Origin of the sequence: Pedobacter nyackensis (assembly GCF_900176505.1) — a bacterium.
In the GTDB taxonomy this organism is placed as follows: Bacteria; Bacteroidota; Bacteroidia; order Sphingobacteriales; family Sphingobacteriaceae; genus Pedobacter; species Pedobacter nyackensis.
The window spans coordinates 33,268-47,419 of the sequence record NZ_FWYB01000024.1 but is presented as its reverse complement, the minus strand read 5'-3'; the positions used below and the strand labels follow the sequence as shown (position 1 = coordinate 47,419).

Annotated in this window: 11 protein-coding genes; 10 read left to right on the top strand and 1 reads right to left on the bottom strand. The window is 40.3% G+C overall.

Annotated features, from left to right (window positions below; genetic code table 11):
* The 7 genes from B9A18_RS25340 to B9A18_RS24295 all read left to right on the top strand — a co-directional run.
* Positions 1-2,334: beta strand repeat-containing protein (locus B9A18_RS25340; RefSeq protein ID WP_200816436.1), on the top strand; the 2,334-nt coding region annotated here is incomplete at its 5' end.
* A gap of 14 nt (positions 2,335-2,348) precedes the next feature.
* Positions 2,349-3,053: an FKBP-type peptidyl-prolyl cis-trans isomerase gene (locus B9A18_RS24320; protein WP_084292441.1), complete on the top strand. Its 705-nt coding sequence runs from the start codon at positions 2,349-2,351 to the stop codon at positions 3,051-3,053.
* Positions 3,054-3,119: 66 nt separating this feature from the next.
* A complete protein-coding gene (locus tag B9A18_RS24315; protein ID WP_084292439.1) occupies positions 3,120-3,653 on the top strand; it encodes a CBS domain-containing protein in 534 nt (177 codons plus the stop codon).
* A gap of 145 nt (positions 3,654-3,798) precedes the next feature.
* On the top strand, positions 3,799-4,017 hold the full coding sequence (locus B9A18_RS24310; protein WP_084292437.1) for a helix-turn-helix domain-containing protein: 219 nt from the start codon (positions 3,799-3,801) through the stop codon (positions 4,015-4,017).
* A 108-nt stretch (positions 4,018-4,125) separates the two neighbouring features.
* A complete protein-coding gene (locus B9A18_RS24305) occupies positions 4,126-4,947 on the top strand; it encodes an alpha/beta hydrolase (RefSeq protein WP_084292435.1) in 822 nt (273 codons plus the stop codon).
* Positions 4,948-5,059: 112 nt separating this feature from the next.
* Positions 5,060-5,977 carry a sugar phosphate isomerase/epimerase family protein gene (locus B9A18_RS24300; protein WP_144009609.1) on the top strand — a complete coding sequence of 306 codons (918 nt, stop codon included), beginning with the start codon at positions 5,060-5,062 and terminating at the stop codon, positions 5,975-5,977.
* Positions 5,978-6,271: 294 nt separating this feature from the next.
* Positions 6,272-7,087, top strand: coding sequence for a hypothetical protein (locus B9A18_RS24295; RefSeq protein WP_084292431.1), 816 nt, complete (start codon positions 6,272-6,274; stop codon positions 7,085-7,087).
* An 88-nt stretch (positions 7,088-7,175) separates the two neighbouring features.
* Here the strand turns inward: B9A18_RS24295 and ettA are convergent, their stop codons facing one another.
* The gene (ettA, locus tag B9A18_RS24290) at positions 7,176-8,855 is read right to left on the bottom strand and encodes an energy-dependent translational throttle protein EttA (protein WP_084292429.1); all 1,680 of its coding nucleotides are present in this window, start codon (positions 8,853-8,855) and stop codon (positions 7,176-7,178) included.
* Between the two features lie 186 nt (positions 8,856-9,041).
* Between ettA and B9A18_RS24285 the strand changes: the two genes are divergently transcribed.
* The 3 genes from B9A18_RS24285 to B9A18_RS24275 all read left to right on the top strand — a co-directional run bounded on the left by B9A18_RS24285 (position 9,042) and on the right by B9A18_RS24275 (position 14,120).
* On the top strand, positions 9,042-11,582 hold the full coding sequence (locus B9A18_RS24285; protein ID WP_084292427.1) for an ATP-dependent Clp protease ATP-binding subunit: 2,541 nt from the start codon (positions 9,042-9,044) through the stop codon (positions 11,580-11,582).
* 208 nt (positions 11,583-11,790) lie between these two features.
* On the top strand, positions 11,791-12,756 hold the full coding sequence (locus B9A18_RS24280; protein WP_144009608.1) for a formylglycine-generating enzyme family protein: 966 nt from the start codon (positions 11,791-11,793) through the stop codon (positions 12,754-12,756).
* A gap of 44 nt (positions 12,757-12,800) precedes the next feature.
* Entirely contained in the window at positions 12,801-14,120 is a 1,320-nt protein-coding gene (locus tag B9A18_RS24275) for a Gfo/Idh/MocA family protein (RefSeq protein WP_084292425.1), read from the top strand.
* Positions 14,121-14,152 lie beyond the last annotated feature (32 nt).

Here is a 14,152-nt window from a genome sequence, read left to right as displayed (position 1 = left end):
GATACAAAAGGTAGTGCTGCTGATTTAGCATTAAAGGCACCATTAGCTTCACCAACTTTTACTGGTACGGTAACGGGTGTTACTGCTGCGATGGTAGGTTTAGGTAATGTGGATAATACTTGTGATTTAAATAAACCAGTATCTACTGCTACTCAGACGGCTTTAGATGCAAAAGGCAGTGCTGCTGATCTAGCCTTAAAAGCGCCTTTGGCTTCGCCAACTTTTACAGGAACAGTAACAGGTGTTACTGCTGCAATGGTTGGTCTTAATCAAGTCAACAATACTTCTGACTTGGCTAAGCCAATCAGTACTGCAACGCAAGCTGCCTTAGATGCAAAAGGTAGTGCAGCTGATTTGGCGCTAAAAGCACCTTTGGCTTCACCAGCTTTTACTGGTACTGTTACAGGTGTTACGGCTACAATGGTTGGTTTAGGCAACGTTGATAATACCAGTGATGCTAATAAACCAGTATCTACTGCTACTCAAATGGCTTTAGATACAAAAGGCAATGCAACTGACCTAGCTTTAAAAGCACCTTTGGCCTCACCAGCTTTCACTGGTACTGTTACAGGAGTTACTGCTGCAATGGTTGGTCTTGACCAAGTGAACAATACTTCTGATTTGGCAAAGCCAATTAGTACTGCTGTTCAAGCGGCTTTAGATTTAAAGGGCAGTACTGCTGACCTTGCACTAAAAGCATCTTTGGCTTCACCAACTTTTACCGGTACGGTAACGGGGGTTACGGCTACGATGGTAGGTTTAGGTAATGTGGATAACACCAGCGATGCTAATAAACCAGTATCTACTGCTACACAAGCAGCTTTAGATGCAAAAGGAAGTGTAGCTGATCTTGCTTTAAAAGCGCCCTTAGCTTCACCAGCTTTTACTGGTGCGGTAACGGGTGTTACGGCTACAATGGTAGGACTTGGCAATGTGGATAACACTAGCGATGCTAATAAACCAGTATCTACTGCTACACAAGCGGCTTTAGATGCAAAAGGTAGTGCTGCTGATTTGGCGCTAAAGGCACCTTTAGCTTCACCAATTTTTACCGGTACGGTAACAGGTGTTACTGCTGCAATGGTTGGTCTTGGCGATGTGAGCAATACTTCTGATTTGGCAAAGCCAATCAGTACCGCTACGCAAGTAGCTTTAGATGCAAAAGAGCCATTGATCACGACGGGAACTTCTGCACAGTATCTTAAAGGCGATAAGACTTTGGGAACGTTTGATAAAGTCGCAGTTGGTCTTGGTAATGTTGATAATACTTCTGATCTGGCAAAACCAATCAGTACTGCAACTCAGACAGCTTTGGACTTAAAAGGAAGTGTGGCTGATCTTGAATTAAAAGCACCCTTGGCTTCACCAACATTTACAGGGGTAGTAACTCTTTCATCTGGAGCCGTAGGAGTAACTCAAATTGCGGGCAATAATAGTGTAGCTATTGCTACTACAGCTTATGCTGATGCTGCTGTTACAACATCAGCAGCTAATAAACAAAATATGTTAACCAATTCTGCAGGACTTGCAGGGGCTTTATCTGATGAAACAGGAACTGGGCTTGCAGTTTTTGCAACTTCACCAACATTAGTTAATCCAAATTTGGGCACGCCGATAACGTTAGTAGGGACTAATATTACCGGTACTGCCGCAGGATTAACGGCAGGGACAGTAACAACAAATGCAAATTTAACTGGTGAAGTTACTTCAACTGGCAATGCATCCACTATATCCAATCCCGCTGTTATAGGTAAAGTGCTAACTGGCTATACTAGTGGAGCTGGTGTTATTGCTGCAACAGATAATATTCTTCAAGCTATTCAAAAGTTGAATGGGAACAACGCGTTGAAAGCACCTTTGGCATCTCCAACTTTTACGGGGGTGGTGACTTCTCCAACCCTGGAATTATCAGCAACATCCAATCAAATTGAACTTCAAAGTGCAGGAGTTACAGGTACCTTGTCATGGACTCCAACCACAAGTAATAAAGTTATTACCCTGCCTAATGTAACTGGTAACGCTGAGGTCTTTGAAGCAACAACCGCTATGGGGACAACTTCGCAGACAATAACGCCTGATGGTTCTTCGATCTATACAATGACACCATCAGCAAATGCGACTCTTACATTCAGTGGAACTAGTGCTGCTATCGGTTCTAGGGTTTATTTATGTTTTACAGCTACTACAGCGAGTAGGACTATCACTTTTGCTGGAAATTGTAAAAAATTGTCAACTCTTGCAACAGGTACCACCAGTGGTAGAACATTTATGGTATGCTTTATTTTTGATGGAACTAACTGGATTGAGTTTTCAAGGACTGCTGCTTTACAATAGACTCACATTAATTTATGATAAAAAAAATAATACTAATAGTAGTAGCATTTGCTCTATCTTTCAATGTTAAGGCCCAAATCCGACAAGTTAAGCCATTGGTAACAACACCAGTAAAGTTAGCCATGGCATCAGACTCCCTTCAGTATACCCTGGGAGCATTCCTTGGTCAATGGATTATTAATAACGGCTTCACAATAACGAATCCTGAATTATTCCGCAAAGGAATGGATGATGTATTACTCAATAAGGATTTGCTTGTAGATGCATCCTCAGTTTCTGCCCGTTTGGATGCTTATCAGAAAAGACTGATTTCGGAACGAAGTACCCAGCAGGAAAAATTATTATTCGAAAATGTAAGAGGTAAAACAGGGGTAGGGATGCTGCCAAGTGGAGTGGCTTATGTGATATTGAAGGCTGGGAATGGTATTAAACCTCGGGCTACCGACTCTGTGTTCCTTAATGTAAAAGGTTATCTCCCAGATGGGAAATTGTTTGAAGACACCTACGCGAAGAAAAAAGTGTTGACTGGAAAGCCTTTAACCTTTATACCAGGGATGAATGAGATTCTACAAATTATGCCGGCAGGATCCACATGGCGTGTATTTATTCCATCGGCGCTGGGGTATGCAGAAAGAGGTGTCCCTGGATTAGTCCCTGCATATTCAGCATTGATTTTTGATGTGGAGCTTTTAGATAGTCCAGGAATGCTTAAAAATTAAGTGCAATGTTATACGCCAAATACTTTTTTGACTAAAATTTAAACAAGAGACACATGCACAATTAGAATGATCCCTGAGGAATTAAAACAACACATCCTTTTAAAAATAGGATTAACGAAGGTTACTTCCAGAGATTGTAAAAAGATTGCTTTAGCCATCAATCAATCACTAAATAGGAACACTAGTGTAACAACCATAAAAAGAGTATTTGGCTTTGCTAAAAGTAACCATCAACTCTCTAAGTATACCCTCGCTACTTTACACGATTTTGTAGTTGAGCTTGCGCCTGTTTTACCATCTTGTATATCAGGGGAGCAAGTAGTTTCATCTTTTCTCATTAAACATGAAGCTCATCTTTTTGAATTAAATGATCAAGTCGGACTGCATCCCGAAAGACTGGTTATTGATGCCCTGGAAATACTATTCAACCAAGATCATGAGTTCTTGCCTCTTGTAATAGAGGGTAAATGTGTTGGGATAATTTATCTGAGAGATTTGACCTATTTTCTTACACGAGACGAAAAAAAGTTTGGGGCACTTTTCCATAAATTTAATTTCACCTTGGAGTGTGCAATTGATATGTTGAAAGATATAAAGTAACATCGTTGGAGAACGTTGCTTGTCAGAATTTTGTTAAGTAGTTTATAATTGTGCTGTTTTTGTTAAAGTGTTGGTTTTTAGGTGATTCATTGTTTGTTTTCGTATTTTTGATAGCATGTGAATAGTGCTGTAAAATAAGATTCTAATGAACTACATGAAACTAACCTTGGGCGAAAAGCTGCAGTTTTTAAGGGAAAAAGCTAAAAAAACTGAAACGGAAGTAGCAGAACAACTAAAACTGAATTTAACTACTTATCAGAAAATGGAAGAAGATTTTTTATACCCTGCAGATCATGTGATCAGTAAGGTGGTAAGTCTGTATGATATGACCTATGAGGCATTTCTGGCTGTAGGAGAAGACTAATTTTGAAAAACATTTTCATTTGGCGGTTTAAATACTTTTATTTGGAAACATAACCGAACTTTTTATCGAATTGCAGACTTTAGTTTGCTCGATAATTAAAAACCAATCATGAAGAAAATACTTTTTTTAAGTCTCGTGGCAATGCTGAGTGTACAGCTTGCTTTTGCAGCGAAGGTAGATACGGTACTAACCTATAGCGTAGCAATGAAGAAAAATATCAAAGCTGTAGTAATTACGCCAGATAGCTATAGGCAGGGTAAACCTCTCCCGGTAGTTTACCTTTTACATGGTGCAGGCGATTCTTACGATGGGTGGATTAAAAAAGTCCCTGCCGTGCAGAAATACGCAGATGATTACCAAGCTATAATTGTTTGTCCGGATGCAAATGTAACCAGCTGGTACTTCGATAGCCCTATAGATCCGAACTGGAAGTATGAAACCTATGTAGCCACTGAACTGGTCAACTGGATGGATAAAAACTACAAAACCATAAATGACCGTAAAGGAAGGGCAATTACAGGATTGAGTATGGGCGGACATGGTGCCTTGTATCTTTCTTTCAGGCACCAGGATGTATTTGGAGCCGCGGGAAGCATGAGTGGTGGAGTCGATATAACTTCCTTTCCGCTAAATTGGAATATCGCAAAAAGATTGGGAGATTTTGATAAAAATGCTCAACGCTGGAAAGATAATACTATAGTAAACATGACGTATTTATTAGTGCCAAACAGGTTGTCATTAATTATCGACTGTGGCAAGGATGATTTCTTTTATCAGGTAAATATGAAGTTGCATGAGCAACTGAAATACGGTAATATCCCTCATGATTTTACCATTAGGCCAGGTGCCCATACCTGGGATTACTGGGCAAATGCCATAAAATACCAGTTGTTGTATTTTAATGGCTTCTTTAATAAGGGACCAAAATAGGATACTTAAAAAGTTTAAAGGTTGGCAAATCTAAGATAGAAGTAAGATAGATTCGGAATTGACAGTTTTTTCTTATTAAATAATTTATAAATTGTAGTTCGTAAAAATATAGATGATGACAAAAGATCGCAGAAGCTTTATCAAAGACCTTGGCCTGTTAAGCGGAGCGGTAGGTTTGGGTTCGTTACTTCCTTTAGATGCCTTTGGTGCAGGTAAAAAGGAGTTTTTTAGCATTTCGTTGGCCGAGTGGTCATTGCACAATACCTTGTTCGCAAAGAAACTAGACAACCTTGATTTTCCGCTTAAGGCTAAAAAGGATTTTGGAATTGATATTGTGGAATATGTAAGTGTTTTCTTCGATAAAAAAGAAAAAGATCCCGCTTACTTAAAAGAGCTGAAGAGCAGAACAGATGGTGAAGGAATTCAGAACCATCTAATCATGGTCGACAATGAGGGGAACTTAGGGGATGCCGACCCTGCGGCGAGGTTAAAAGCTGTAGAAAATCATTATAAATGGGTTGATGCCGCCAAATACCTGGGGTGTAAAACCATTCGTGTAAATGCTGCTGGTAAAGGAACTGCGGAACAGGTAAAGGATGCAGCTGTCGACGGTTTAGGAAAACTTACAGAATATGGTAAAAAACACAGGATCAATGTAATTGTAGAGAACCATGGTGGTTACTCTTCTAATGGAGCCTGGTTGGCCGATGTAATTAAGCAGGTGAACAGTCCTTTCTGTGGAACATTACCCGATTTCGGTAATTTTGCATTGGGAGGTGGAAAAGAATATGATAAATACCTGGGCGTAGAAGAAATGATGCCTTACGCAAAAGGAGTAAGTGCGAAATCAATGAAGTTTAATGAGAATGGGGAGGAAAGTGATATTGATTATGAACGTATGTTTAAAATCATTAACGCAGCCAAATGGAGAGGAATTGTTGGAATAGAATTCTCCGGTCCGGGATCAGAAGATGAAGGCATCAGAAAGACCAAACAGTTGCTGGAGAAGATTAGAAAAAACTATAAGTAATAGGCCTGTTCAGTCGTTTGTTAGGGTTCGGAGTTTCTTTATATGAAATTTTATCCCGCTGTAATAGTATTAAAAAACGAACTGTCGATTTTGAGTGGTTTCTTAATTTTATGTCAACGTGTTGTTAACTATAGCGAAATGTGTTCCTGCTTATGTAGCCATATGTCTATGCTTTTCGATGTTGTGGTTATTTTCAAGCATCCATGGGCGGTGAATTTTAATATTTAATAGCTAAGCAATATTTTGTAAATCAATTTATTAAATCTTAAATTGTATCATCCAAGCTTTCAAAATATGAAATCACTTTTTCTTAAGACCACGCTTTGTACGGCTTTATTAGGCGGATTTGTGACAGTTGTTCTGGCACAAAAAACAGATGAAACGCAGGGATTTAGTAGGTTTGCGCCTCCTACAATCAAAATTGATGGAAAGAACTTTGAATGGAAAGACATAGATTTTTCTGTTAACAAAAGAACAGGTCTTTCCTATGTAATCTGTAATGATGATAAAAACCTTTATTTGGTTATCAAATCCACAGATGTTGAAAATAATACAAAGATAATGGCAGGTGGAATTACTTTTTCGGTAAATCCAGATGGGAAAAAGAAAGAGAAGGAAAGTATTTCTTTGACTTATCCGTTTGTAGACCAGGTGAGATCAAGCAGTAGTGGAGCAGTTGTAGTGTCTTCTTCTCCTATGCGCAAGGGTTTGAAGGATCCGATGCGGGATTCGATCAGAGTAGCCGGACAAAAAAAGAAACTGGAAAGGGCAAAGGAAATTAAAATCAATGGCTTTAAAAATACATCGGAGACGCTAATCTCTATTTATAACGAGTATGGAATAAAAACCTTCGCCAATATTGAAAAGGATAATAGCTTTTTTTACGAATTAGCAATTCCGTTGGAGGCGCTTGGTGTTTCTGTTGCAGCGCCGACAGAGTTAGCCTATAATGTTAAAGTCAATGGATTACAGATGCCTGGATTAGACAACAGGGAAATCGTAGTTGGTCCTCCGGGTGGAGGTAGTGCCATTGTCGATGTTGCTGTGGGGTCTCAGGCATTGACTAGTTCAACTGACTTTTGGGGAAAATATACGCTGGCAAAACATTAAATCTAACACATAAAAAAAGGGCGTATCATAATTGTGATACACCCTGAATGCGCGGTGAAAATACCCGCCTTTTCTATCGAAAGATTGCTTACACCAGCTTTTTGTATCTAATACGATGAGGTGTTACATCGCCCAAACGTTTTTTACGATTTTCTTCGTAGTCACTGTAATTTCCTTCAAAGAAGTAAACCTGCGATTCGCCTTCGAAAGCAAGAATATGTGTACAGATTCTGTCTAGGAACCATCTATCGTGACTGATTACTACAGCACAACCACCAAAATTCTCTAATGCCTCTTCTAATGCCCTAAGTGTGTTTACGTCAATATCGTTGGTAGGTTCATCCAGTAGCAATACGTTGGCACCCTTTTTTAAAGTAATCGCTAGGTGAACACGGTTACGTTCTCCACCCGACAATACGCCAACTTTTTTCTGTTGATCGCCACCATTGAAGTTAAATTTGGAAACATAAGCCCTTCCATTTACCGCTTTATTACCCAGCTGAATATTGTCAAGGCCATCAGTAATGTTCTCATATACAGTTTTTTCAGGGTCTAAGTCGTTGTGCATTTGATCCACATAACCCAGGGAAACAGTCTCCCCAACACGGAAAGTTCCGCTATCCGGGGTTTCCTGCTCAGTAATCAATCGGAAAAGTGTGGTTTTACCTGCCCCGTTCGGGCCAATAATACCCACAATACCCGCAGGAGGTAGCGAAAAGCTCAGATTTTCAAATAAAATCTTATCACCATATGCTTTCGTTACGTTGTTCGCTTCAATCACTACATTACCCAATCTCGGTCCTGCAGGAATGAATAACTCCAGCTTGTCTTCCCTTTCTTTAGAGTCCTCAGAGGCTAGTTTATCATAGTTAGATAAACGGGCTTTAGATTTTGCATGTCTCGCTTTTGGCGCCATACGTACCCATTCCAACTCGCGCTCCAGCGTTTTCTGGCGTTTGCTTTCTGTTTTTTCTTCCTGAGCCAGACGTTTAGCTTTTTGATCTAACCATGAAGAGTAATTACCTTTCCATGGAATACCTTCACCTCTGTCAAGTTCAAGGATCCATCCTGCAACGTTATCCAGGAAGTATCTATCGTGAGTTACTGCAATAACGGTTCCTTTATAATTCTTTAAGAACTGCTCTAACCAGTCGATACTTTCAGCATCCAAGTGGTTGGTAGGCTCATCTAGCAACAATACATCCGGCTCTTGCAGTAATAGACGGCACATCGCTACACGTCTGCGTTCACCACCTGATAAAACACCGATTTTGGTTTCAGGATCAGGGCAACGCAATGCGTCCATCGCACGCTCTAGTTTATTATCAAGCTCCCAGGCATTAACGGCATCAATTTTATCCTGAAGCTCACCTTGTTTCGCCATCAGTTTATCCATAGCATCAGCATCTTCGTATACCTCAGGTAAACCGAACTGCTCATTAATGGATTCGTATTCTTTTAATATCGCTGTGATTTCGGCTACGCCTTCTTCAACAACTTCACGTACCGTTTTATTCTCATCCAATATTGGCTCTTGTGCAAGATAGCCTACAGTATATCCTGGTGAGAAAACAACTTCCCCCTGGAAAGACTTGTCTAAGCCTGCAATGATCTTTAAAAGAGAAGACTTACCGGAACCGTTTAAACCAATAACCCCAATTTTAGCGCCGTAAAAAAAGGACAGGTAAATGTTTTTTAAAACTTGTTTCTGGGGTGGATAAATCTTATTTACCCCCGCCATTGAAAAGATTATTTTTTCGTCTGACATAATTGCTACTTAACGCGCAAATATCGCCAATAAAGTCAGAACTTGGTAAGTTTTCTGAAATAACGGCAGTCGCAACATCTATTTTCATCGCTATGGCGTAATTGTTGATAAATTAAAAAAAATACGGGTGCTTATTTATAAAACAAATTTTATAGTTTAGAGCATTCCCGAATTAGAAAGGTATATATGGAAGCTAAATTTTCACCACAAGTCAAAGACGTGATCTCCTTTAGTAGGGAAGAAGCCCTGAGATTAGGTCACGATTACATAGGAGCGGAACATCTGTTGTTGGGGCTTATTCGCGAAGGCGATGGTATGGCCATTAAGATATTAAAATCACTGGGTGTTGATACTTCAAAACTTCGTCGTTCAATCGAGGATGCTGTGAGAGGTACGTCCAGTGTAACGGTTAACCTGGGAAATATCCCTTTAACCAAACAAGCCGAAAAGGTATTAAAGATTACTTACCTGGAAGCGAAGATCTTCAAAAGCGACTTGATAGGTACTGAGCATTTATTGCTTTCTATACTGCGCGATGATGATAACATCGCTTCTCAGATTTTACTGCAGTTTAACATCAATTACGAGATATTTAAGCAGGAGGTTGAAGTGAATAAAAACGGCTTTAGAGATGAAACGCAAAATAGCGCATCTACAGGCGGTGACGATGATTACCGCGAAGAAGAAGCATTTAGTAGCCCTAAAAAAGTATCTGACATTAAATCTAAAACTCCGGTTTTAGATAATTTTGGAAGAGACCTGACTAAAGCTGCAGAAGAAGGTCGTTTAGACCCAATTGTTGGTCGTGAAAAAGAGATTGAACGCGTATCGCAAATCTTATCACGTCGTAAAAAGAACAACCCTATACTGATCGGTGAACCGGGTGTTGGTAAATCTGCTATTGCAGAAGGATTGGCATTGCGTATCGTTCAGCGTAAAGTTTCAAGGGTATTGTTTAATAAGCGTGTGGTTACTTTAGATCTGGCTTCGCTTGTTGCGGGAACTAAATACCGTGGTCAGTTTGAAGAACGTATGAAAGCCGTGATGAACGAGCTGGAAAAATCTACTGATGTGATCTTGTTTATCGATGAGATCCACACGATTGTAGGTGCTGGTGGTGCTTCGGGTTCACTGGATGCATCCAATATGTTTAAACCGGCTTTGGCAAGGGGTGAAATACAATGTATCGGTGCAACTACACTAGATGAGTATCGTCAGTACATTGAAAAAGATGGTGCGTTAGACCGTCGTTTCCAAAAGGTAATGATTGAGCCGGCCTCACCGGACGAAACCATCGAGATCTTGAACCGTATTAAAGAGAAGTACGAGGAACACCATGGTGTAACTTATACAGATGAGGCTATTAATGCCTGTGTGGCCTTAACTTCAAGGTACATCACCGATAGATTCTTACCAGATAAAGCTATTGATGCTTTGGATGAGGCCGGATCAAGGGTGCATTTAACAAACATTCATGTTCCTGATAACATCATCGCTATTGAGAACAAAATAGAAGAGATTAAAGTCGAGAAAAATAAGGTTGTAAAAAGCCAGAAATATGAAGAGGCTGCGAAATTAAGAGATACTGAAAAGAATCTTTTAGAGGAGCTTGATCGTGCTAAAGCGGAGTGGGAAGCTGAGACTAAAACAAAACGTTATACCGTTTCGGAAGATAATGTTGCTGAGGTAGTTTCGATGATGACCGGTATCCCTTTACAGCGTGTTGGACAGACAGATAGTGCGAAACTGTTGAATATGTACGATACTGTTTCTGCCAAAATTATTGGACAGGATGAAGCGATTAAGAAGTTAACCAAAGCCATTCAACGTACCAGAGCCGGATTGAAAGATCCTAAAAAACCAATTGGTTCGTTTATCTTCCTGGGCCCAACTGGGGTAGGTAAAACAGAATTGGCAAAAGAGCTCGCTCGCTTTATGTTTGATAGTGATGATTCATTGATTCAGATCGACATGAGTGAGTACATGGAGAAATTCGCAGTATCACGTTTAGTGGGTGCGCCTCCAGGATATGTGGGTTATGAAGAAGGTGGACAGCTGACCGAAAAGGTACGTAGAAAACCTTATGCAGTAATCTTGTTGGATGAGATTGAAAAAGCACACCCTGATGTATTCAATATCTTGTTACAGGTGTTGGATGAAGGACAACTTACTGATAGCTTAGGTCGTAAGGTCGACTTTAGAAATACGATCATCATTATGACTTCCAATATTGGTGCCCGTCAGTTGAAAGATTTCGGACAAGGAGTGGGTTTCTCTACTTCTGCCAAAACAAATCAGGCTGATTCGCATTCAAGAGGGGTAATTGAGAACGCTTTGAAACGTGCCTTTGCACCTGAGTTCTTAAATCGTGTGGATGATGTAGTTGTCTTCAACTCATTAGGTAAAGAAGAAATCTTTAAGATTATCGATATCGAATTGAAATCTTTATTTGGTCGTGTACACAATTTAGGTTATGAAGTTAAGCTGACTGAGAAAGCTAAAAGTTTTATTGCTGAGAAAGGCTTTGATTCGAACTTCGGTGCCAGACCACTTAAACGTGCAATACAGAAATATCTGGAAGATCCGATTGCAGAAGAAATCCTTAAAGGCGAAATCCATGAAGGAGATACTTTGGAAATAGATTACGATAAAGAGAATGATCTGATTGTAGTTGAGAACAAAAGTCCGGGTAAGAAAAAGAAAAAAGAAGAGGGAAGTGTAGAATAATCCCCGGAACTATATAAAGAAACCCTGGTAAGCATTTAGCTTACCGGGGTTTTTTATTGGTACTATTTTAACCTGTTTTACTCACTTAGTGTTCTTTTTACACAAATTGTCAAATTATGTGCCTGTAGATTTTGGTTTTAGGATAAATGCCTCTATTTTAGATATGAAATAGGTTAGGTTAAATATCAATAGTATTAAAATCTTATAAATGAATTCTAAATTATCATTGGCATTGTCTCTTGTTTTCTGTGCCTTTCAGGCATCAGCTCAGGAAAAACACGAAGCCTACACACAGCAGATCAACGGTACCAAGCTGAGCTTTGAAATGAAAGCTATTCCCGCGGGAGAGTTTTTAATGGGCAGTAAGAAAGGGAAGGCGGATGAACAACCAGTACATAAAGTAAAATTGGATTCCTTTTTTATTGGTACCTATGAAGTTACCTGGGATATCTATGAACCATTTTTGTACAAAGATTATGAAACTACACAAAGCATAGGGGCCGTTCCGGCAAATGTTGATGCCGTTACGCGACCAACTAAACCCTATCTGGATATGACTTTTGGTATGGGAAAGGAAAATCATCCTGCCCTTGCAATGACACATTATAATGCGATACAGTTCTGTAAATGGCTTTATGCCCGTACAGGGGCGTTTTATCGCCTGCCTACAGAGGCGGAGTGGGAGTATGCCAGTCGCGCTGGTAGCACAACAGAATATGCTTTTGGCGACGATGCTTCTAAATTAGACGAATACGCCTGGTACAAATCAAATAGCGAAAGTAAAACGCATCAGGTAGGGCAGAAGAAGCCTAATCAGTGGGGCTTACACGATATGTATGGCAATGTTGCTGAGTGGACCTATGATCAATATAAAGCTGATTTTTATGCCACAGTTAAAGGTGATAAGGCTAATAATCCAGTTGCTGTTCCCGATAAATTGTATTCAAATGTAATTCGCGGAGGGTCGTATGACGATCAGGCAAAAGAATTGCGTTCTGCCGCCAGATTAGCCTCTGATCCGGTATGGAAACAGCTGGATCCACAGATTCCAAAAAGTAACTGGTGGTTCCCTGAAGCTCCGTTTATTGGGATGCGATTGGTAAGACCGGTAACTCCACCTTCTAAAACAGAGATCGACGCTTATTACAATAGGGCGCCTATTGCAGATTATTAAGACCAAATGAACTCACAAACCTAAGAACCAAATACCAAACTAACATGAACAACAAAGAATTGCGCGACAAGCGCCGCGAATTTATTAAGGCTTCTGCACTGGTTGCAGGAGGTGTAATGCTAAACCAGTTTGCTTTTGCTGGTGGACATTCTTCAACTGATGATACCATTAAAATAGCTTTAATTGGTTGCGGAGACAGGGGGACAGGTGCCGCCTTTCAAGCTTTAAGCACTAAGGCCAATTTGAAACTGGTAGCGATGGCTGATGCTTTTGAAGATAGATTAAACAGCAGTTATCAGAAATTAGCTGAACGATTTAAGGATAAAGTAGATGTACCTCAAGATCGCAGGTTTGTGGGCTTTGACGGCTATGAAAAGGCAATTGCTCTGGCGGATGTTGTGTTATTGGTAACACCTCCGGGATTCAGACCGATGCATTTCGAAGAAGCAGTGAAGCAAGGTAAACACGTGTTTATGGAAAAACCTGTTGCGGTAGATGCGCCGGGAATCCGTAAAGTACTGGCTGCAGCAGAACTGGCCAAACAGAAAAAACTAAATGTTGTAGTTGGTTTGCAGCGTAGATACCAGGCGAATTACAGAGAAACCTTAAAACGTATTCAGGATGGTGCAATAGGTGATATTGTAGGCGGACAGGTATATTGGAACAGTGGTGGTGTTTGGGTAAAAAAGCGTCAGCCTAACCAAACTGAAATGGAATACCAAATGCGCAACTGGTATTATTTTAACTGGTTATGTGGAGACCATATTGTTGAGCAGCATGTACACAATATCGATGTTGCTAACTGGGTTAAAAATGCTTACCCGGTTTCGATACAGGGAACAGGGAGTCGTGCATGGAGAACAGGAAAAGATTACGGTGAGATTTATGATAACCATGCGGTAGAGCTTACTTATGCAGATGGATCTGTCATCTACAGTCAGTGCCGACATTTCGAAGGTACAGCCAATCGTGTTGACGAGACTTTCCAGGGAACAAAAGGACGCACCTATCTATCCGCGGGTAATAACGGTGTGTTGTGGGATCATAAAGGAAAGGAAATATTTAGCCACCCTACAAAAGGAAATGCTAATCCTTACCAAACGGAGCACGATGAGTTGTTTGACGCGATTAGCAAAGGGCAATTTAAGTTTCAGGATGCTGAGCGTGCAGCGAAAAGCTGTTTTACCGCAATTGTTGGTAGGTACGCTACTTACTCCGGACAAATCATTAAATGGGATGATGCTTTAAAAGCAGAAAATAGCTTAATGCCTGATCGCCTGGCATGGGACGCCAATCCTAAACTGATGCCAGATGGCAATGGCCTTTATCCGATTCCTACCCCAGGTAAAACAAAAGTGGTTTAAGCTGCGGTGCTTTCCATCGGTAAATATATTTT

Coding starts and splice junctions, on each gene's coding strand:
- B9A18_RS24320 (WP_084292441.1), top strand. CDS start 2,349: ATGATAAAAAAAATAATACTAATAGTAGTAGCATTTGCTCTATCTTTC.
- B9A18_RS24315 (WP_084292439.1), top strand. CDS start 3,120: ATGATCCCTGAGGAATTAAAACAACACATCCTTTTAAAAATAGGATTA.
- B9A18_RS24310 (WP_084292437.1), top strand. CDS start 3,799: ATGAACTACATGAAACTAACCTTGGGCGAAAAGCTGCAGTTTTTAAGG.
- B9A18_RS24305 (WP_084292435.1), top strand. CDS start 4,126: ATGAAGAAAATACTTTTTTTAAGTCTCGTGGCAATGCTGAGTGTACAG.
- B9A18_RS24300 (WP_144009609.1), top strand. CDS start 5,060: ATGATGACAAAAGATCGCAGAAGCTTTATCAAAGACCTTGGCCTGTTA.
- B9A18_RS24295 (WP_084292431.1), top strand. CDS start 6,272: ATGAAATCACTTTTTCTTAAGACCACGCTTTGTACGGCTTTATTAGGC.
- ettA (WP_084292429.1), bottom strand. CDS start 8,855: ATGTCAGACGAAAAAATAATCTTTTCAATGGCGGGGGTAAATAAGATT.
- B9A18_RS24285 (WP_084292427.1), top strand. CDS start 9,042: ATGGAAGCTAAATTTTCACCACAAGTCAAAGACGTGATCTCCTTTAGT.
- B9A18_RS24280 (WP_144009608.1), top strand. CDS start 11,791: ATGAATTCTAAATTATCATTGGCATTGTCTCTTGTTTTCTGTGCCTTT.
- B9A18_RS24275 (WP_084292425.1), top strand. CDS start 12,801: ATGAACAACAAAGAATTGCGCGACAAGCGCCGCGAATTTATTAAGGCT.